The sequence below is a fragment of the Psychrobacillus mangrovi genome, from assembly GCF_037104765.1.
GTDB classification, from domain to species: domain Bacteria; phylum Bacillota; class Bacilli; order Bacillales_A; family Planococcaceae; genus Psychrobacillus; species Psychrobacillus mangrovi.
Window position 1 is genome coordinate 233,590 of record NZ_JBAWSY010000001.1, and the last position, 19,068, is coordinate 252,657.

At 34.2% G+C, this 19,068-nt stretch carries 21 protein-coding genes and 1 pseudogene; 5 read left to right on the forward strand and 17 right to left on the reverse strand.

Annotation, left to right across the window (positions count from 1 at the left end; translation table 11 throughout):
* Nucleotides 1-60 precede the first annotated feature (60 nt).
* From WAX74_RS01200 to WAX74_RS01215, 4 genes are all read right to left on the reverse strand, one after another.
* Entirely contained in the window at nucleotides 61-1,392 is a 1,332-nt protein-coding gene (locus tag WAX74_RS01200; RefSeq protein WP_336495832.1) for an allantoinase, read from the reverse strand.
* A 38-nt stretch (nucleotides 1,393-1,430) separates the two neighbouring features.
* Nucleotides 1,431-2,789 carry an allantoinase AllB gene (allB, locus tag WAX74_RS01205; protein WP_336495833.1) on the reverse strand — a complete coding sequence of 453 codons (1,359 nt, stop codon included), beginning with the start codon at nucleotides 2,787-2,789 and terminating at the stop codon, nucleotides 1,431-1,433.
* Nucleotides 2,790-2,815: 26 nt separating this feature from the next.
* Entirely contained in the window at nucleotides 2,816-4,261 is a 1,446-nt protein-coding gene (gene allW / locus WAX74_RS01210; protein WP_413788910.1) for an allantoin permease, read from the reverse strand.
* 786 nt (nucleotides 4,262-5,047) lie between these two features.
* Nucleotides 5,048-6,013: a 2-hydroxyacid dehydrogenase family protein gene (locus WAX74_RS01215; RefSeq protein WP_336495835.1), complete on the reverse strand. Its 966-nt coding sequence runs from the start codon at nucleotides 6,011-6,013 to the stop codon at nucleotides 5,048-5,050.
* A gap of 482 nt (nucleotides 6,014-6,495) precedes the next feature.
* On the opposite strand from WAX74_RS01215, the gene WAX74_RS01220 reads away from it, so the two are divergent.
* On the forward strand, nucleotides 6,496-7,362 hold the full coding sequence (locus WAX74_RS01220) for an alpha/beta hydrolase (protein WP_336495836.1): 867 nt from the start codon (nucleotides 6,496-6,498) through the stop codon (nucleotides 7,360-7,362).
* Between the two features lie 474 nt (nucleotides 7,363-7,836).
* Here the strand turns inward: WAX74_RS01220 and WAX74_RS01225 are convergent, their stop codons facing one another.
* Together WAX74_RS01225 and WAX74_RS01230 are read right to left on the reverse strand one after the other, a co-directional pair.
* The gene (locus tag WAX74_RS01225) at nucleotides 7,837-7,956 is read right to left on the reverse strand and encodes a YjcZ family sporulation protein (protein ID WP_336495837.1); all 120 of its coding nucleotides are present in this window, start codon (nucleotides 7,954-7,956) and stop codon (nucleotides 7,837-7,839) included.
* Between the two features lie 245 nt (nucleotides 7,957-8,201).
* Nucleotides 8,202-9,879 (reverse strand): annotated as a pseudogene (locus WAX74_RS01230) (formate--tetrahydrofolate ligase).
* Nucleotides 9,880-10,029: 150 nt separating this feature from the next.
* On the opposite strand from WAX74_RS01230, the gene WAX74_RS01235 reads away from it, so the two are divergent.
* Nucleotides 10,030-10,233, forward strand: coding sequence for a cold-shock protein (locus WAX74_RS01235; RefSeq protein ID WP_336495838.1), 204 nt, complete (start codon nucleotides 10,030-10,032; stop codon nucleotides 10,231-10,233).
* A gap of 37 nt (nucleotides 10,234-10,270) precedes the next feature.
* On the opposite strand, the gene WAX74_RS01240 is transcribed toward WAX74_RS01235, so the two are convergent.
* Complete coding sequence (locus WAX74_RS01240) at nucleotides 10,271-10,453, reverse strand: zinc-finger domain-containing protein (RefSeq protein ID WP_336495839.1); 183 nt, start codon at nucleotides 10,451-10,453, stop codon at nucleotides 10,271-10,273.
* Between the two features lie 120 nt (nucleotides 10,454-10,573).
* On the opposite strand from WAX74_RS01240, the gene WAX74_RS01245 reads away from it, so the two are divergent.
* A complete protein-coding gene (locus WAX74_RS01245; RefSeq protein WP_336496196.1) occupies nucleotides 10,574-10,966 on the forward strand; it encodes a reverse transcriptase-like protein in 393 nt (130 codons plus the stop codon).
* 216 nt (nucleotides 10,967-11,182) lie between these two features.
* Here WAX74_RS01245 and WAX74_RS01250 read toward each other — a convergent pair whose 3' ends face one another.
* The 6 genes from WAX74_RS01250 to WAX74_RS01275 all read right to left on the reverse strand — a co-directional run bounded on the left by WAX74_RS01250 (nucleotide 11,183) and on the right by WAX74_RS01275 (nucleotide 15,431).
* Nucleotides 11,183-11,647, reverse strand: coding sequence for a hypothetical protein (locus WAX74_RS01250; RefSeq protein WP_336495841.1), 465 nt, complete (start codon nucleotides 11,645-11,647; stop codon nucleotides 11,183-11,185).
* Nucleotides 11,648-11,759: 112 nt separating this feature from the next.
* On the reverse strand, nucleotides 11,760-11,960 hold the full coding sequence (locus tag WAX74_RS01255) for a cold-shock protein (protein WP_053589685.1): 201 nt from the start codon (nucleotides 11,958-11,960) through the stop codon (nucleotides 11,760-11,762).
* A gap of 163 nt (nucleotides 11,961-12,123) precedes the next feature.
* Nucleotides 12,124-12,945, reverse strand: coding sequence for a type II pantothenate kinase (coaW, locus tag WAX74_RS01260; RefSeq protein WP_336495842.1), 822 nt, complete (start codon nucleotides 12,943-12,945; stop codon nucleotides 12,124-12,126).
* 15 nt (nucleotides 12,946-12,960) lie between these two features.
* A complete protein-coding gene (locus WAX74_RS01265) occupies nucleotides 12,961-13,269 on the reverse strand; it encodes a DUF4870 domain-containing protein (RefSeq protein WP_336495843.1) in 309 nt (102 codons plus the stop codon).
* A gap of 60 nt (nucleotides 13,270-13,329) precedes the next feature.
* Nucleotides 13,330-14,859 carry an amidohydrolase gene (locus tag WAX74_RS01270; protein ID WP_336495845.1) on the reverse strand — a complete coding sequence of 510 codons (1,530 nt, stop codon included), beginning with the start codon at nucleotides 14,857-14,859 and terminating at the stop codon, nucleotides 13,330-13,332.
* Nucleotides 14,859-15,431 carry a DUF1836 domain-containing protein gene (locus tag WAX74_RS01275; RefSeq protein ID WP_336495846.1) on the reverse strand — a complete coding sequence of 191 codons (573 nt, stop codon included), beginning with the start codon at nucleotides 15,429-15,431 and terminating at the stop codon, nucleotides 14,859-14,861. The genes WAX74_RS01270 and WAX74_RS01275 overlap by 1 nt, the downstream gene beginning before the upstream one ends.
* Nucleotides 15,432-15,566: 135 nt before the next feature.
* On the opposite strand from WAX74_RS01275, the gene trhA reads away from it, so the two are divergent.
* Entirely contained in the window at nucleotides 15,567-16,214 is a 648-nt protein-coding gene (gene trhA / locus WAX74_RS01280; protein WP_336495847.1) for a PAQR family membrane homeostasis protein TrhA, read from the forward strand.
* 34 nt (nucleotides 16,215-16,248) lie between these two features.
* Here trhA and WAX74_RS01285 read toward each other — a convergent pair whose 3' ends face one another.
* Both WAX74_RS01285 and WAX74_RS01290 read right to left on the reverse strand, forming a co-directional pair.
* The gene (locus tag WAX74_RS01285) at nucleotides 16,249-16,479 is read right to left on the reverse strand and encodes a hypothetical protein (protein ID WP_336495848.1); all 231 of its coding nucleotides are present in this window, start codon (nucleotides 16,477-16,479) and stop codon (nucleotides 16,249-16,251) included.
* A gap of 65 nt (nucleotides 16,480-16,544) precedes the next feature.
* Nucleotides 16,545-16,985 carry an OsmC family protein gene (locus WAX74_RS01290; RefSeq protein ID WP_336495849.1) on the reverse strand — a complete coding sequence of 147 codons (441 nt, stop codon included), beginning with the start codon at nucleotides 16,983-16,985 and terminating at the stop codon, nucleotides 16,545-16,547.
* An 84-nt stretch (nucleotides 16,986-17,069) separates the two neighbouring features.
* Here WAX74_RS01290 and WAX74_RS01295 point away from each other — a divergent pair, with 84 nt between their 5' ends.
* Complete coding sequence (locus WAX74_RS01295; RefSeq protein WP_336495850.1) at nucleotides 17,070-17,438, forward strand: hypothetical protein; 369 nt, start codon at nucleotides 17,070-17,072, stop codon at nucleotides 17,436-17,438.
* A 42-nt stretch (nucleotides 17,439-17,480) separates the two neighbouring features.
* Here the strand turns inward: WAX74_RS01295 and WAX74_RS01300 are convergent, their stop codons facing one another.
* On the reverse strand, nucleotides 17,481-17,987 hold the full coding sequence (locus WAX74_RS01300) for a GGDEF domain-containing protein (RefSeq protein ID WP_336495851.1): 507 nt from the start codon (nucleotides 17,985-17,987) through the stop codon (nucleotides 17,481-17,483).
* 40 nt (nucleotides 17,988-18,027) lie between these two features.
* Complete coding sequence (locus WAX74_RS01305) at nucleotides 18,028-19,047, reverse strand: cache domain-containing protein (RefSeq protein ID WP_336495852.1); 1,020 nt, start codon at nucleotides 19,045-19,047, stop codon at nucleotides 18,028-18,030.
* Nucleotides 19,048-19,068: the final 21 nt, after the last annotated feature.

Here is a 19,068-nt window from a genome sequence, read left to right on the forward strand (position 1 = left end):
AGAAATGCCTCAGCCCTTTGTAGTCCTTTATTACCTATTACTCACAATATATAAACTCTTTTATTGTTTTGGAAAAGTACCGTTTTCATAAACAACCTCACCATTTACAATGGTTGTCTTCACTTTTCCTTTAAATGTCATACCTACATATGGTGAATGTTGATGACGATAGAACAAATCTTCTTTTTCTAATTTAAAGCTTTCATTTAAATTAACGATAGCGAAATCTGCGTCATAACCAACAGCAATATCCCCTTTATTTGGCAAACCAAAGATTTTTGCAGGATTTGTTGCCATTAAAACAACAATCTTTTCCAAAGGTAGATTACGTTTTGCAAAGCCTTCTGTTAGCATAACATTAAATGTAGATTGCGCCCCAGAAATACCACCCCAACCTTCGAAATAATTATCCGTAATCGTCTTCATTGAAGCCGGCGCTGGAGAATGGTCAGAGGAAATCACATCAATTTCACCATTAGCAACTGCCACCCATAAATCTTCTAACTCGTCTTCATCTCGTAAAGGAGGCGCGCATTTTGCCAAACCACCTTTTTCTTCTAAGTCTTTTACAGTTAATGATAAATAATGTCCGCATGTTTCGACTGTCACATCTACGCCTCTGCGTTTTGCTTCTTCCACTTCTTCAACGACTTTTCTGCTGCTTGCATGAACGATATGCAATTTACATCCCGTTGCTTCAGCATAAGAAATAATTCTTCGAACAGCTTCTATCTCTGAAATAATCGGTCTTGATTCAACAAAATCACGTGCAGATGTTTTCCCTTCTTGCAACTTCTTCGTTGCAAGCTGTTCACAAATTACTGTACTTTCCGCATGAACAGCAAGTAGTGAACCAATAGAGGCGATTTCTTTCATTCCTTTATAAAGCGTTGTATCGTCAGCATGATGGAAATCTTCTATACCACTTGGTGACATAAATGCTTTAAAGCCGATGACACCATTGTCATGAAGTTCCTTTAAATTTTCAATATTCTCCGGTACTAGCCCACCCCAATAGTTCGGATTTACAACAGATTTCTCTTCGGAAAGTTTTCTTTTTAAATCTAAATTTTCTTTGTTTATTGTTGGAGGTGTACTGTTTAAAGGCATATCAAAATAAGTTGTTACTCCGCCTGCAGCCAAACTTTTGCTACCTGTTTCGGCGCCTTCCCATTCCGTTCTGCCAGGTTCATTAAAATGCACATGAGAATCTATTAAACCTGGGAAAATATGAAGACCTTCTGCGTTTATTTCGTTAGCACCTTTTGCACTAATTTCGTTATTAACTGATACTTCGGCAATCTTGCCATCCTTAATAGCAATATCTCCTTTGATAACTGACTCCGAAGTTACAATGTGACCATTTCTTATAATTAAATCATAATTTGTCATGATAATCGCTCTCCCTTTAAAAAAGTTCGAAATCCTTTTTATTTTACAGCAGATAATAGTTTTCCGATTGGTTCCCCTACGATTCCTTTTTGTAAATCGAAAACTACATTTCCACGAACAATCGTTTTCGTTACACGACAGTCAATTTTTCTGCCCTCATAGGCACTATGTTTGTTTTTGTAATATAGATCTTCTCTTCTCACAACATAGGATTGATTTGGATCTAATAAAATTATGTCTGCATCTTTAGAAACAGCTATTTCCCCTTTATAAGGCAAACTAAAACGTTTGGAAGGGTTAAATGCGATCAAATCGACAAACTTTTCAACTGCTAAACCGCGTTGTTTTACAGCTAAATCAAACATTAAATCAACGTTATTTTGAACCCCACTAATTCCGCCCCATGCTTCAAATATATTTCCTTGTTTCAAGTCTTCAGTACATGGTGAATGGTCAGAAGTTAACCAGTCAATATTTCCATTCATTAACTCGTCCCATAATTTCGCTTGGTCTTTTGCTTTTCGAATTGGCGGCTGACATTTTGCTTTTGGACCAATTTCCGCTACTTGCTCAGCAGTCATTGCAAAATAGTGTGGACAAGATTCAACTGTTACATCTAGCCCTTCAGAACGCGCTTTTAAAATTACTTGAACGGCTTCTGACGTACTAATATGTACCAAATGTAATTTACAACCTGTTTCCTTTGCAAACAGAATGGCACGTTGAACAGCATCTACTTCAGTGAAAATTGGACGTGAATCAACATACTCAGCAGCAGATGTACGGCCTTCTCTAATCATTTCTTCAGTAAGCTTAGACGTAACTGATGGGTTTTCAGCATGGATGCATAAAATCCCACCCAATTCTGCTATTTTTTGCATTCCCTTATACATCGTATAATCATCGACATTCGTAAAATCTCCAGGAATATCACTCGTAATATCGGAAAGGAAACATTTAAACGCTAGAACACCTGCATCGGACAATTCTTCTAGTTTATCTAGATTTTCAGGAACAAGCCCGCCATAGAAACCATAGTCAACATAGTTTTGATTAATCGCAGCATCAAGTTTAAGATCAAGAGCTTCTTTATTTATCGTTGCCGGTAATGCATTCAGTGGCATTTCAACATAACTTGTAGTACCTCCAGCTGCCATTGCTTTTGATCCTGTTTCAAACCCTTCCCACTCAGTTCGACCAGGTTCACTAATATGAACGTGTGTGTCAACCATTCCAGGCATCACATATTGACCACTAGCATCAATAATTTCTTTTGCTTCATCTGTTATTTCTTCAGCTATGCAAGAAATTTTTTCATTTTTCACTCCGATATCCACTTGACGGACACCATCACGAAATACAACATTTCCATTTTTAATAATCAAATCATACGTCATTACAGTTCCTCCCTGACTTAATAATATTAGGATATTTCATCCTCTGCTGGATTAGATGTCGGTTTTTTAGCAATCAATGAATATAAAATGAAAGCTATAATTGTCCCTGTGAAGAACGACATATCATAAAGTGGCTTAAATACAGGAACAAATTGACCAATTAAACTAATAACCCCAGCAATGATAAGCGTTATAATCGCTTGCATGTTAAACCCGTTTTGATAACGATAAGTGTTGCTTGAACCATACAACCCATTCATATCAATATGCTTTTTTGCAACAAAAAAATAGTGAGAAAGCATAATACCAAGTACCGGACTTAATAACCCCCCAATAACTCCTAAGAAAACGAAAATACTTGTTGAGTCTTCCATGAGCTTCCAAGGCATTATTATTATTCCTACAACCGCTGCAATAAATGCACCTTTTTTGAATGTTAATTTTTTTGGGAACAGCGATGCCAATTGATAACCTGCTGGAACGATATTCCCAGCAATATTTACTGATAAAGTTGTTAAACAAATTGTTAATACTGATACAGCAATTGCAAATTTGCTATCAAATTTTTCTACTACATCAAGTACGTTCCAAATAGGGGTACCAAATGCAATTTCTGAACCGATGATTACAGCAATACTTGCAAAGGCAAATAATAAGTATGAAATAAGAATTCCTGCAATTTGTCCAACTGTTTGAACTTTTTGGGAAACTGCTTCCCTTGTAAAATCCGAGATACTAACAGCAGGTGCCGCCCATGTTGCTAAGAGCGCGCTTACACATCCTAGGAAAACGAGTAGCTCATTTCCTACAATTCCTTTAGGTACATATTGTAATATTGGAGTGATGCCTCCTGCTATATTAATAGCCCAAATGGCCATTCCTCCAAATACGATATAAATAATTGGAGAAAGTATTTTGGTGAATTTCCCCAAAATTTTCATTCCACCATATACAAACATAACGTTTACCGCCCAAAATAATAGGAATGAAATTAACCCCGGTAAACTTAAACCAAAGAAATTCCAATCGCCACCTAACTTTAAATATTCTGGCCACAGTTTCCCAATTAAAATCGTTACAGCAAGACTCCCTGCATACGTTTGAAAACCAAACCACATAATTGCTGCAATGACCCCTCTAATTACACCAGGGACGATTGATCCTCTTGTACCAAATGATGTTTTAAGTAACATAGTAGAAGGAATACCATACTTTGTTCCTGAATGTCCGCTTATAGATAAAATTGCCCCTAAAATGATGGCTACAATTATAATTGACCAAAATACTTGACCGACGGATAACCCAAGTGCGAAAAAACCTCCGATTGTTATATAGGCTGGTACGTTATGTACAGACCCCATCCAAAGGGTAAAATAGTTCCCCATACCCCACTTTCGGTCCTCTAACTTAATTGGCATTAAGTCTTTACTAATAGTTCGTTCTTGTTCTGGTGGAGTCTTTATCTTTTCTATCGGACTCGCCCCCTAAAGAGATTTTTTTCTGTTAACTCATGTAAACTTATTTTTCTGGGGTATTCTTCCCCCCTGTACTGATGTCTCTATCGATATCTCACTTATCTATTTTTCCCATTTGATTTCATTCTCAAGAACAATGGCTAATATAATCCCAACTAATAAACCTCTACTTAACAGAGGTCTAACTAAAACTGGAATCTACTCAAACATCTGAACTGGAATATTCATAATAGCAATCCCTAATAAAACAGGATCCGCAATTCGATAAATTGTATTAGAAGTAAAATTAACACCTTTCAAATTAGATATAGCCCCACTAAATAGTTGTTAATAGGTAACAAATAAAACTGCATTACCTACACTTACAGGCATTGTTGAAAAAAATGACTAAGTGCAGGAACTAATCCTAAAATCATAAACCCTTGCTGCACCAATCATCATAGGAATTGTTTGGTATTTGCGTATAGATTGTAAAAATCCTAATGATATGGTGCAAAAGGAACCTTTCATAAATTTCCCGAAAACAACTGGGTTCATTCCCGATAACATAAATGATTTTCGGTAATGACCGACAGATGTTGTCTTATTTACCATTGGCTCAAGCCCTTTATTTGATGTAATTATTTGTTATATTAACTAATCCTGTTAAGACAGCAAAAATAATTAGGTTATACTAAACTTTGGTTCTCCCCAAGGAAATAGGTTAAAGATTTTTCCTTGATGTAACTGCTTCACTTGAAACGGAAGAAAAGAGTATTACATGAAGAATCCAGCCCGTCTATTTTAAATTACACCGTTCACTACATAACGAGGATCCTCGTTATTTAATACTCTTACAATATTTTCAGCAGCCATTACCGCCATATCATTTCGTGCTTCAAATGTAGCGTTGCCAATATGAGGTGTTAAAACAACATTTTTTAGTTTTTTCAAGCCTTCTCCAATGGAGGGTTCAAATTCAAAGACATCTAATGCTGCACCTTCAATTGCTTTATCATTTAAAGCCTCTATAAGAGCTGCTTCTTCTACAATAGGACCACGTGCACAGTTTATTAAATAGGCCGTTCTTTTCATCATATTAAATTGTTTTGTACTAAACATGTGTTTCATGCTTGGGTTATATGAACAATTAAGTGTAATAAAATCAGCTTGAGTTAATAATTCGTCAAGCGAAACATATGTTGCATTTAATGATTTCTCTATTTCCTCGCTTTTTTGGTGTGGGCTATAGTATAAAACATTCATGTCAAACGCTGCAGCCCTTTTTGCAACCGCTTGTCCTATTTGTCCAAATCCGACAATCCCAATTGTTTTTCCTGTTACTTCACGTCCTCGGAAATAAAGTGGCGCCCAGCCGTTAAAGCCAACCGTTCGGCATACTTCATCACCCTCTACTACCCTCCTTGCAACCGCTAATAATAGAGCTATCGTTAAATCTGCTGTTGCTGCAGTAGAGGCAAAAGGTGTATTGGTAGTGGGGATTCCTTTAGATGCTGCATATTCAAAATCTACATTATTGAAGCCCGCTCCATAGTTTGCAATAATTTTCAAATTCGGTGCTTTATCAATAATTTCTTTTGTAACAGGTGTTGATAATAAACTTAATAGGGCGTCTTTATCTTGAATGCGTTCTATTAATTCTTCTTTAGAAATTAATGCTTCACCAGGGAATACTTCTACCTCATGCTTTTCTATTAACAAGTCTAATCCCATTTGCGGAATTTCTCCTGCAACTAAAATTTTGGCCATTCTAAAAAACACCTCTTCAATATTTATGTAATATGAGGATTATTTCCTAACAATTAGTCATTCCCTAAATGCACTCTCATTATAGATAGCTAACGCAAAAACTAGCAAGCGCTTTCAACAAATACTTATGGTTAGTGTTTCACTTGTTATATTTATATAAGATGTATGTACAACTGTTAATTATAAAGAGAGTGGAACGAAGATTCATTTGATAATGTAGATAAAATCAATTTGCATTTTTAGTATAAAGGGATAAAAATTATAGTTCTCTTTCTTATTTACTTTCGGCACTAGTAGGTTCGAGCTGTATATGTGCGGATTTCAACGTTTATAAGTAATTCTCCTAATTTACTGCTAATTAAGGGTAATTTACTTTTATGATATAATTTAATACTGAATCATAAAATCGGATGATTTCAAAGTTTTATTAAATTATTATAAAAAAAACGTTGACTATTTTATAGAAGGTGTGTGACAACAAGATGAAAACAACTGTCGTTTATAAAAAAGGTGAACAATTCGAAATAAAAGCAGATTTTTATCCAACCTCTATACAGTTTGCTCCTGTAATTGTTTATATTCATGGTGGGGGGCTATTTTGGGGATATAGGGAAGATATCAAAGCTGAACAGGTCGAATTATATATACAGGCAGGATTTAATGTATTTTCGATTGACTATCGACTTGCACCTGAAACAAAAATTCCTGATATAAAAACCGATATTGCAGATGCACTTTCCTGGCTAAAATTTGAGGGTATAAAACAGTTTGATTATAATCCAGAAAAAATAGCAGTGATTGGCGGCTCAGCAGGCAGCTACCTTGCACTTTTATCTGGAACGTTCGATTTAAAACCGCAAGCCATTGTCTCGTTTTACGGATACGGTGATATTACTGGAGAGTGGGCAATAAAACCAAGCCCCCACTACAAAAAAATGACACCTGTTCCAAAAGAACTTGCCGATATGCTCGTATCAAATGAAGTCATTACCGTTGGACCGATACAAAAACGTTATGCCATTTATATGTACGCAAGACAAAATGGTGTTTGGATTGATAAAATAAGCGACATGGACATACAAGAGCTACAGTCGTTATGTCCAATTTATGCTGTAAATGCGGATTATCCACCAACACTTTTATTACACGGAACAATAGACGAAGATGTCCCATACGAACAATCAGTATTCATGTCCGAAGCATTAACGAAAGCCGGTGTAGAAAACCAATTGATAACTATTCCCAACGGCAAACACGTTTTTGATGAAGATTGGCAAAGTGTGACTGTGCAAAATGCATTTGATGATGTTATTCAGTTTCTAAGAAAGCATCTTCAAAAAGACAATTGATCCAAAACAAGAAAGGGTGTCTACTTATTTTTAGTGGAACACCCTTTTTAATTATTCAATCATTAAAGATTTCCAAGTGTTTTTTACTTCAACTCCAACCACGCAACCGCTTCACACCAACATCTATTTTATTAGTTTATACTACCGTCGAACTATGCTAGATATGGCACAAAATCTACAAATCATTTCCATATACTTCACTTTCAAAATTGAATACTTCCATTTCCGTTATTTGTTAGTAGACCGAATGCAACGGGTTAGTAGGGCTATATACTCTTAGAATAAAAAATCGACCAACTCACTTAAGAGAAGGTCGATTTTATAGAAGAGAAGATAAATAAATGGGATAGTATTATTGTTTTAACTTACTAATAAATCATCACTCTAAAAATCATGAAATGCCCCACGACTATAGAGCTTGTAAAAGCTGAAACTCTCTCGATTAATTCAAATAATCTACATAACATTTGTTGTTTAGTACTTCATAAAAGATGCTCCCACAATTATTAGTAGAATAAACAACACAACAATCAACACGAAGTTGGATCCGTTATTACCGTATCCGCCATAATCGCCTCCACCATATCCAGACATCTTATATCCCCTCCTTTCCTATTATTATTTATAGATTATGAAAAGATTATGAAATGGTTAAGGTAATTTATCTCGTATTTAAGAATTTAATTTTTATCTTTCTGTGGTGCACCTGTCAACGAAGTTTCTTTTAGATAAAAAAGCCTCACATCCGCCAATGAGACTGGACTGACCCTGTTAGTGGGATTGATTTATTATTTACAATAACTAAAAAAGACTGCTATTGAGCAGTCTTTAAAAGAATATCAAAATAATCCTATAGCTTCTCCTTTATCATCTATATCCATATTTAAAGCTGCTGGTTTTTTAGGTAAGCCAGGCATTGTCATAATATCTCCAGTTAAACATACAAGGAACCCTGCACCAAGTTTAGGTATTACTTCGCGAACCGTAATCGTAAAGTCTGTTGGTCTTCCTAAAAGTTTAGGTTGGTCAGATAAAGAATATTGTGTTTTTGCCATACAAATTGGTAACGCATCCCATCCGAACGATTTGATTTGTTCGATTTGTTTGATTGCTTCATCCGTAAACACTACATTTTTTCCACCATACACTTTTCTTACAATGGTCAGTACCTTTTCCTTAATAGGTTGCGTTACCTCGTATAAAGGAGCAAAATTATTAGGTTTTTCTAATTGTTTTATGACGAGTTTTGCAAGCTCTACTCCTCCTGCACCACCTTTTTCCCATACTTCCGTTAACGCAATAGAAATATTTTTTTCTTTACACCAGGAAAGCAATGCTTCTATTTCTGCAGATGTATCGGTGACAAATTTATTCAATGCCACAATTGGTTCGATTCCAAATGATTTTATCGTTTCAATATGCTTCTCTAGGTTTTTGATTCCAAATAAGAGTGCTTTCACATCTTCATCTTTCAAGGAATCCTTTTGCTTTCCGCCTTGTAATTTAAGCGCACGAATAGTTGCGACAATTACTACTGCATCTGGTGCAAAACCCCTTGTCTGGATTTAATGTGCATGAACTTCTCTGCTCCCAAATCTGCTCCAAAACCAGCTTCAGTAACAACTATGTCCGCTAAATTGCCGCTGTTTTAGTAGCAATTATGGAGTTACACCCATGTGCTATATTGGCAAAAGGTCCTCCGTGAATGATAGCTGGAGTTCCTTCTATCGTCTGAACTAAATTCGGTTTGAGAGCTTCCTTTAACAACAAAGTGAGAGCACCTTCTACACCTAATGACCGTACTGTTATAGGTTCCTGATTATATGTATATCCGATAACTATTTGCGAGAGTCTCTCTTTTAAATCCTCCAAATCCCTTGCAAGGCATAGTACGGCCATAATTTCAGAGGCTACTGTAATATCGAAGCCATCTTCACGAGGTACTCCTTGTTTAGGACCACCAAGACCTATAGTGATTTGACGCAGAGCACGATCATTCATATCCATTACTCGTTTCCAAGTAATCCTTCTAGGATCGATATTTAAAGAATTGCCTTGAAAGATATGATTATCAATAATTGCTGCCAATGCATTATTAGCAGTTGTGATTGCATGAAGGTCTCCATTAAAATGTAAATTGATTTCTTCCATCGGGAGAACTTGAGAATACCCACCACCAGTAGCCCCTCCTTTGATTCCCATAACAGGACCCAATGAAGGTTCTCTAAGCGCTACTGCTACCGACTGTCCTAACTGTTGTATTGCATCGGAGAGACCCACAGTTACGGTTGATTTCCCTTCCCCTGCAGCGGTTGGACTAATCGCTGTTACTAAAACAATTTTACCAGGAGTTGATTTTTTAGATAGTTTAGTAGGATCAATCTTTGCTTTATAATTTCCATATAGTTCTAAGGCTTCTTTCGGAATTCCAATTTTTTCACCAATTTGCTGAATGGGTTTCATTTTTGCATTTTTGGCAATAATTAAATCAGATGGGGTTTCTACTTCAGTATTCATATAATCCCTACTTTTTTATTTTTATTATATCTATTTAAAAGTGGATAAGGTGAAGGTAAATTCGACATATTATTGACGATTCCTGGCATTTAATGGTATAGTTAATATATCCATTCTCAGAATATTTAGTGGATCGAGGGAGGAACTATTATGCAACAGGGGAAAGTAAAATGGTTCAACAATGAAAAAGGCTACGGATTTATCGAATACAACGATGGAGAAGACGTATTTGTCCATTTTACGGGTATTCAGGGAGATGGATTTCGAGCTTTGGAAGAAGGACAAGATGTATCTTTCGATATAGTAGAAGGAAACCGCGGACCTCAAGCTGCAAATGTCATCAAAAACAGTTAGTACAGTTCTTCCTGCGACAAATAGTCGTGGGGCTTTTTTATTTAGAATTTAGTTTATCCCCTATTTGTCTTATCTCTTCACCCACTGTGCAAGAATGAATACAGAAATCATGTGCAACAGTCTTTCCTTTTTCTTTTCGTAATACGGTTTTTACAAAACACCCATCGCAATACGTATTTAACAAAAAATCTATTTCATTTATTATTTGACTATTTTTCATATTAAATTCTCCTTGCTATAATAAATTTGATTGTACTATTTGGATGCTATTCTTTGCAAGTGAGGAACTAGCAAATTGAAGTCATTCAAATATAAAATGATGAAAATACAGGTGATGCAGATGCTTGAAGTGTATATTGATGGTTCCACAACGGGAAATCCAGGACCAAGTGGTATCGGAGTTTTTATTAAAGGGGAAGGTCATCATATTAAGATAAGCGAATATATAGGCATTTATTCAAATCATACGACAGAATTTTTAGCATTGTTGAGAGGACTTGAGGAGGTACAAAAACTTACTTCCTCCATTATTTCTGTGAGGACAGATTCACAAGCTGTTTGTACAGCTGTTGAAAAACGATATGCTAAAAATGCTGAATTTGCAGCGATATTAGAAAAAATATTAAAAATTAGCGATACGTTTGATCTATTCTTTATAAAATGGATTCCAGATGAACAAAATAAAGCAGCACATGCATTAGCTAGAGAAGCTGTACTAAAAAAACTGCCTTAAATGGCAGCTTTTTTAATTCAATTGTTATTTTCTTAAGACTCATATTGTACCCATTTTCTATGCCAATAACATATACAATATTTATGTGGGTTTCTCAGAAAATCCCGGGCGTTTCTCAGAAAATCTCGCTGTTTCTCAGAAAATCTCACTGTATCTCAGAAAACCTCGCTGTATCTAAGAAAATCCCAAGGCATCTCCTATTAAAGCATACTTCAATTATTCTTCCTCGTTTTTGTAAGCATTTTCTATAGTCTCTTTTGTTCGATTCATAAATCTGCTCACTACATCGTCACTGCCAAACAATTGAAATACGCTTAATAAGATATTTTTTGGTTTGTTTATTGATGTGTAGATAAATTTAGTTGTTGAAACATCCTGACTTTCAAATTCATATTCAATTGTCATTCGAAAGCGTTCGTTCAATAAAAAAGACTCTTGATAGGATTTGTAATGTTGTTCATTTCTAAATTTTTTTATCGTTATTTCATATTGCTCATTTATAGTACCGTTTTGGTAGGTTTGCTTAATGACTGTTCCCACTACTTGTTCTGTTTGTTTGATAAAGTGTTCGTCGATTACTTTTGGGAAAATCAATTTCTTTTTTTCTAAGTTACCGTAAAAAAATGGCCAAACATATTCAATTGGTGCATTGATAATAATTTCTTTTTTCCACTTTTTCAATTTTGCCAACTCCCAATTACAAACTAACAACACTATTGAATGTTATAACATATCATAACAGAAAAAAACAGACTCTCGAAAAGAGAGTCTGTTAAAGTTTTTAGGTTTAAAATTAAGCTTTAACTACGTTAGTAGCTTGAAGACCACGTTGGCCTTGCTCGATTTCAAAAGTTACTTCTTGACCTTCGTCAAGTGATTTGAAACCTTCGCTTTGGATAGCTGAGAAATGTACGAATACGTCGTCTCCGCCTTCGCGTTCGATAAATCCGAATCCTTTTTCTGAGTTAAACCATTTTACTTTACCTTGTTCCATGTGTATTTCCTCCTCGCATGCAGTTGCTGCATACATTGTGTTACTATCCTTGCTCAACACTGTTAAGTAAAAGTGTTGCCACCTACTAACTAACCGAACAAAAATAATCCTCTTTAAATATAACACGCATAATTATTTATTGCAACACTTTTACTTAAATATTTTAAATACTTTCCAGGAGAGCTCCAATTGCCCCACTATACCCATGTTTTTCTAAGAAAAATGGCTTTTTCTCTTTTAATATAGTATAGCTTTCCATAATATTCTTTAGCAAATCGTTATTTTCTAATGTTGAACCAATATAAATAATGTTTTCAACATGATGAGCATCTGCTGCTTGGATACATAAGGATGCTACTACTTCGCCAATCATCCCTTGTACTCCCGATAAGTGATCTTCATAGCTTCTATTTAAGGTCTTTTTAAGTGCAACACCACCAAAATTACTGGCAGTGAGTGCTCCATTAATTGGTAATTTATTGTTTTCGTAAATATCACTTACAAGTATATCAATAGATGATCTATCTCCTAATTTAGATAGCGCTATCATCTCTTTGTAATCAGTAATCCCAGTTAAAGCTTGTCCCAAGCCTATTAAAGTTCCTCCACCTATTCCAGTACCACCCAGTCGGCTATGTGAATTTTCTTTCATAATATGTATAGAGGTTCCAGTTCCTATGTTTGCTATTATAGCTTTCTCACATTCAATATTTTCCTGTTTTAATTGATACATAACTCCAGCCATTGTAGCATCAAACTCAACTATATAAGGTATATCCATTGGAGAAAGTAGATATTTCTTTAATTGTTCCGCACGGCCACCGGTAAGACAAATGGAAGCTAACGAATGATTAGTCTCAATCCAATACTTTATTGCTTGCATATCTGATGATAGGAAGCTGATTAATTGCAATTCCAAATTTTCATCAAAATAAGCTATTTTCGTTAACGTTCCACCTGCATCAATACCGATTTTTGTAGCCATTAAATAATTCCCCTTTTATTTAATCCAAGATCCTACTATAGGATAATTAAATGTACTTCCATTAACTGCTTTTACAATTCCGATAATTGGTACAACAAATGCCATTATACCAAAAATTATTAACATTGGTATACCGATTAAAAAAATAATTAGTAAAGCAGAAATAAAAATTAAAGCACCGATTACTAATTGAAATAATATAGCTTGAATAGATAACTTTTTGATTTCTTCATCATCAATTACTAAATATAATATAAATGGTACTAAAAAAGGTGCAAACCAAGTACTAGCATGTAGTAATACTTTTAAACCTGTGTTTTCCATAAGAATCATACTCCTTTCGTTGAGTGTATAGTATATATACGTAGCAAATAATTATTCGTTTCATTTTTCTCTTACAATATTATTCTCATAGACTGTATTACCTGCGACGATCGTTTCTAATACTTCTGCTTTTAGAAAAGTTGAGTTATTTAGCTCCATATTTACTATAGTAAAGTCTGCATCATAACCAGGTAATATTTTGCCACGCTCGTTTTCTTTGCCAATCGCTTTTGCACTTCCGGTTGTAAATAAAGAAATAGCTTCATATGCAGAAAGTGATTGCTCAGGCAGATAGGAATTATTCACTGCAGCATCCATTCCTAAAAGAGGATCCGCCACTTCTATAGGGGAATCTGATCCACCGGAACATTCAAACCCTCGATCAATCAATGATTTCCAAGCATACGCCCATTTTAAACGATTATTTCCGAGTCTATCGATAACCCACGGAAAATCGGATGGTACAAAAATTGGTTGGAGATCAAGAACTAGCGGTAATTTAATCATTCTTTCGACCAAGTCTTTGCGTAAAACATTCACGTGAATCAGTCTATCCTTCTTTCCTTCAGGAGCAGGAAATTTTTCTATTAAGCCGACGATTATTTCTGTTGCCATATCTCCTATAACATGAACAGCTATCGCTTCGTTATATTTTCTAGCCAATTGTACCAATTGTTCAAGTTTATTCGGGTCATGGACGGCTACTCCTCTATTTCCTGGTTCATCGGAATAATCTTCTGACAATAGTGCAGTATGCCCTCCTAATGAGCCATCAACAAATATTTTCATAGCACCAAATTCTATAAATCCTGTAGGTACTTCCCCTTGCATTTTCTCAAAAGCATCGTGATGTCTTAATAGGTGTACTCTAAAATTTTTATCAATCGCTTCTCGATAGGCTTGTAAAGGAACTGTATAAGGTCCATAATAAGCCATTTCCTCTGTATGTACTCCCGTTAAACCCTTTGCTTGTAAATCACTGACACTGTTTTTAATTACATCTACTAAATACTCTGTTGTTTTTGGAGGTATTTTGGAAGTAATCAATTGTTGTGCTTCATCAAAAAATAAGCCATTTAAATTACCATCGGAATCCTTTCCAATAATACCGCCTGTTGGATTTGCAGTATCTTTCGTTATACCAGCTAGCTCCAATGCTTTCGTATTCGCTACTAGCACATGTCTGCATACTCGTTTTAAAACAATTGGTGTTTCTTTAATATGATCCAAATCTGAACAATTAATCGGTCTTCCTTCTATTAACCTATTATCATTCCATCCTTCGGCAACGTACCATTCGTTTTGACTAACACGTTGAGTCACCTCTTTTACAATCTCATTAATAGAAGTAAAATTTGACAGGTCGAGATAAGCTAATTTTTCACCATGCATAACTAAATGTATATGGCTATCAACAAAACCTGGATACATAGTAGCTCCATTTAAAGAATTTACCTTATTTGCAAGTGGAAACAACGATTCTTTTGAGCCTGTTTGAATTATTTTTCCATCTTCCACTAACACAGCTTCTATTTTTTCGTTTTCAGCATGCATTGTGTAAATTTCTCCATCAGTCCATAAAACTTTCATTACTTATCACCCTTTTTCTTGTTATTTTCTAATAAGTCATCTACTAATATTTCAGCAGCTTTCCGAAATGCATTACTCATATTAGATAAGGCTGAAATAAATAATATTTGCTTTAATTGGTCATCATTCTCTAGCATTTCTATTTCATGTTCTTGAATCTTGATTTGGTCTGTTATGTTATTAATATTCTTTTGCTGCAATTCGATTAATGTGGAATAGAAGCTTTCAAGATCAAAGTTTTCTTTTTCTATTCTCTCATTCACAGGTGCTAGTATAGCTTTAATATCATTAATTGAAAGTGCTCCTTTAAGTTGGTAGATCATGCTTATTAACATGATGTGCTCTTTCGAATACTTTTTATTTTTAATAGGAATAAATAGCTTACCTTTTGCATAGTTGTTTATCATTGTTTTTGTTAAAACTTTCTCTTCTTCATTTCTAAGAGACTTCATAAACTTAGAGTCAAATAACTGTATGACTTGATCCATATACAAATCAATATCGGGTATTTCCTCTTGCCGTATATTTGATTCGATCGCAAGTTTTTTTAGTATTTCATCTGAATTAATCACATAAGTTCCTCCGATAAAGTTATTTCATCTATCGTATCGTAAAATATCTATTCAGTAAACATTGACTATCAAACGTTCTGGTTATATTATAGTAAGTAGTTATAGAAACTACATAATGAAGTAGGAGGAATTAGTATGAATCAATATATTAGAGAACCATTTAACGGATTATCACATTTATTAGGAGCGTTACTTTCATTATTAGGTCTTTCTGCAATGATTGTTAAAGTATCAATAAAGGATGCTTCCTCTTTATCTATTACAGCGATAATTATCTTTGGAATCAGCATGATTTTACTTTATTCTTCCTCGGCAACCTATCATATGGTAATAGCAAAGGATAGTATCATACAGTTTTTAAGACGTTTAGATCATTCCATGATCTATTTATTAATTGCTGGAACTTATGCCCCCTTTTGTTTAATTACTTTAAAAGGTACAATTGGTTATTTACTTTTTACAGTTATTTCGATTATTGCTATTTGCGGTGTCTTATTTAAAATGATTTGGTTTAAATGCCCTAGATGGATATCAACAGCTCTATATATTGGAATGGGATGGATTATTGTGTTTCTAGCAGTACCACTTACAGAAAAAATCGGTACCCAGGGAATCTTCTATTTAGTTCTTGGTGGTGTTTTATATACAATCGGCGGAATAATTTATGGTTTAAAACCTAAGATTGCCTTTATTAGTAAACTTGGTTTTCATGAGATTTTTCATATATTTATTTTACTTGGTACGCTTTGTCACTTCATCTGTGTTTTCTTATTTGTTATATAATTTAAAACCGCCCTATATAAAAAGGGCGGTTGCATTATTTTAATAATTGCTGAAACTCATCATTAGGTGACTCTATACGCATTTGTTCTAATTGGAGCCTCATTTTTTCTGTTTCGATAACAAAATTTTCATATTTTAACTTCTCTAATTCAAGCTCGTCTTTTACTCTAGCACCTTTTATTTGTTCTTTGTTTTCAAAATGCGTTGTAATTAGTTTAATAATTGGAACAGAAAATATTAGAATAACAGCAATTGTACCTGTCATTGCCTCTCCTCACTTTACGATTATTTGAATATTTAAATTATAACTTAAATATCTGTTCTAAAATACTATTCCTTTATTAAAATCGTAGGTTCTAGTTCAATGTCCACATTACCTCTTAAAGCTTTACTGATCATACAGGTTTGCTCCGCTTTTACTGCAAGTTTTTCTGCCATTCCTTTGTCTTTTGCATTTGTTAGTACAATAGTAGGCCGATGAATAATTTTTTTATACGTAAATATACCATTTGTTACATCTACAATTGCTGTGGAATCCATATCCAACTTCTCTTTTAAAATTTTACTTCTTTCCATCATAGCAGCAAGCGTTATAATATAGCAGGTAGCAGCTGCTCCTAATAGCATTTCGTCTGGATTAGTGCCAATGCCAGGCCCCTCCATTTCTTTAGGAATGGAAATTTGGGTTTGTAGATTATCCGCTTGAATATCTCCTACATCATTTCTATTACCTGGCCAATTTGCTTTTAAATGAAAAAAATGCTCTGTCATTTTTTTATCTCCTAACTCATTTTTATGTTGTTGGAATATAATATTGTTTCAAGTATGATTAGTTTAAGAAAGTAGGCGGTTATATTGTTAAAGAATTACGGGAAAATTGCTGGAATCACTGTTATCCTTTCACTCTTCTTACTAATACTTGGAGTTAAATATGTACTTGGGCAGGATTTAGTAATTCGAAATTTTGTTGCATTTACTGTTATCTCTGTTTTAGTCGGTACAATTTCAGGAGCCTTATTATTTTATAAATTGAAAATAGCTTATTATTTATTTACGGTTGGACTACTAATTGGTTTCATTGAACTATTTCGTTCTTTCATTTCTGGTTTGGAAGGCTGGGGTGACCTAGTTGGTATTCTTTCGTTGTTTATATTTACAGCATTCGGCTTAGTAGTAGGACTAATTACAGAAGCTATTATATTTATAATAAAGAAAAACAAGTAAAAAAAGAAGTTTTTCCGCGGTTTATGCAGAAAAACTTCTTTTTTATGAAAAAATTACTGTTTTGTTTCTTCCTTCAGATTTTGCCATGTATAATGCTTCATCAACTCTATTCATTAAATCGTTTATGCTTTCGGAACCATCCCTATACTCAGCTACTCCCGAAGAAATAGTTATTTTCTTATTTATAGGTGGAATACTTATTTCTATATCTTTCCTTAGTTTTTCAGCTATTTTATATGCATCTGGAAGAATACAATTTGGAAGTAAAATGATAAATTCCTCTCCCCCTAGCCTAATACACACATCATTATCTTTTGTAATTGATTTCATTTTGTTTGCTAAGAATTTTAATACTTCATCTCCTGCAGTGTGACCAAATTCATCATTTACTAATTTAAAATGATCAATATCAATCATAATCAGTGAAAATAATTGATTTGATTCGATCAGATCTATAAAAATAAGTTCTGAATACCTTCTATTTTTCAGGCCTGTCAACGAATCTGTTAGTGATTGATGTTTAAAGTCAGCAAATGTTTCTTCTTGCATTTTATGATAGTTATCAATCGTATCTGTTAATTGTTTAGCCTCAAAATACCATGTAGAGATTTTTAGCTTTTCGATACTTGTATCTTCTTCTTGAGAATTTAATGTAAATAAAGCTAATTTTTTTAATGGTGAAGCTAAACGTTCTGAAATATAAAACGCTAATATAAAGAAAAATATTAAGAAAGGCAAGGCATAAAAGAACATTTTCAATATTATTCCCTTTAAAGGATTCGAAACTGCTATCAAACGGCGTTTGCGAAACAACCCCCCACTCACTTCCCTCAATATACGTATATCCTGCTATAACGTGGTCGCCTTTTGTATTATAGATTTCTTGTGAGCCACTTTCCTTCTCCATCAAATTTTGAACAACCCTATTTTCACTTACCTTTTCACCTATTCTCTCTTTTTCAGGATGATAAATTAAAGTACCTTCCTTATCTACTACAAAAACATATGAACCATCTTCATTAAAATGCTCAGCTAATATATTTTGAATAAAATTATCTTCTTGCAAATAAATTGACCCGTTTAACATGCCTAAATAGTTATTGGCACTGTCAAATAAAGGAGTTGAAACTAAAACTACCAGACGCCCAGTTACCGCTTTGTACGGTGTAGTAATAATGCTTTCCCTTTTATTTAGAGCTTCCTTTACTCCTTGGGATTCAATTTTGTTTCCTACGATACCTACATTCGGTGAAGTTGCTATTGCAATACCATCACTCCCTATAACAGAAAGTGAGTTAAAATTTTTCCCACTAATAAGTAGTTGATCTAAGATCTCTGTAAGCTCTCTTGGATCATTCATATTATGAATAACATCAAGTTTTCTTGACTCCAAATTAGCTTGCATCGATTCAAACACTTCTTCTGTCATTTGAGAAAGCTTTAAAGAATATACTTCATTTTGTTCTAACGAATTTTCTATTAACGTTTTTTTAGTAACGATATAACTTGAAAATAAAGAACTGCTTAATATTGCAACCATTGAAAAAGTAATTAATGTCAATATCCAAAATCTTAGGGTTTTCTTCATATTTCCTCCAAAAAATAACATATGAATCTAGTATAACATTAA

Bases quoted from the DNA above. Each gene is read 5' to 3' on its own strand.
- WAX74_RS01265 (WP_336495843.1), bottom strand. From the start codon at position 13,269: ATGGAAAACACAGGTTTAAAAGTATTACTACATGCTAGTACTTGGTTT.
- WAX74_RS01225 (WP_336495837.1), bottom strand. From the start codon at position 7,956: ATGTCTGGATATGGTGGAGGCGATTATGGCGGATACGGTAATAACGGA.
- WAX74_RS01300 (WP_336495851.1), bottom strand. From the start codon at position 17,987: ATGCAAGAAGAAACATTTGCTGACTTTAAACATCAATCACTAACAGAT.
- WAX74_RS01200 (WP_336495832.1), bottom strand. From the start codon at position 1,392: ATGACAAATTATGATTTAATTATAAGAAATGGTCACATTGTAACTTCG.
- WAX74_RS01240 (WP_336495839.1), bottom strand. From the start codon at position 10,453: ATGAAAAATAGTCAAATAATAAATGAAATAGATTTTTTGTTAAATACG.
- WAX74_RS01305 (WP_336495852.1), bottom strand. From the start codon at position 19,047: ATGTTATTTTTTGGAGGAAATATGAAGAAAACCCTAAGATTTTGGATA.
- allB (WP_336495833.1), bottom strand. From the start codon at position 2,789: ATGACGTATGATTTGATTATTAAAAATGGAAATGTTGTATTTCGTGAT.
- WAX74_RS01290 (WP_336495849.1), bottom strand. From the start codon at position 16,985: ATGACAGAGCATTTTTTTCATTTAAAAGCAAATTGGCCAGGTAATAGA.
- coaW (WP_336495842.1), bottom strand. From the start codon at position 12,945: ATGGCTACAAAAATCGGTATTGATGCAGGTGGAACGTTAACGAAAATA.
- WAX74_RS01270 (WP_336495845.1), bottom strand. From the start codon at position 14,859: ATGAAAGTTTTATGGACTGATGGAGAAATTTACACAATGCATGCTGAA.
- WAX74_RS01285 (WP_336495848.1), bottom strand. From the start codon at position 16,479: ATGACAGGTACAATTGCTGTTATTCTAATATTTTCTGTTCCAATTATT.
- WAX74_RS01245 (WP_336496196.1), top strand. From the start codon at position 10,574: ATGCTTGAAGTGTATATTGATGGTTCCACAACGGGAAATCCAGGACCA.
- WAX74_RS01235 (WP_336495838.1), top strand. From the start codon at position 10,030: ATGCAACAGGGGAAAGTAAAATGGTTCAACAATGAAAAAGGCTACGGA.
- WAX74_RS01215 (WP_336495835.1), bottom strand. From the start codon at position 6,013: ATGGCCAAAATTTTAGTTGCAGGAGAAATTCCGCAAATGGGATTAGAC.
- trhA (WP_336495847.1), top strand. From the start codon at position 15,567: ATGAATCAATATATTAGAGAACCATTTAACGGATTATCACATTTATTA.
- WAX74_RS01255 (WP_053589685.1), bottom strand. From the start codon at position 11,960: ATGGAACAAGGTAAAGTAAAATGGTTTAACTCAGAAAAAGGATTCGGA.
- WAX74_RS01220 (WP_336495836.1), top strand. From the start codon at position 6,496: ATGAAAACAACTGTCGTTTATAAAAAAGGTGAACAATTCGAAATAAAA.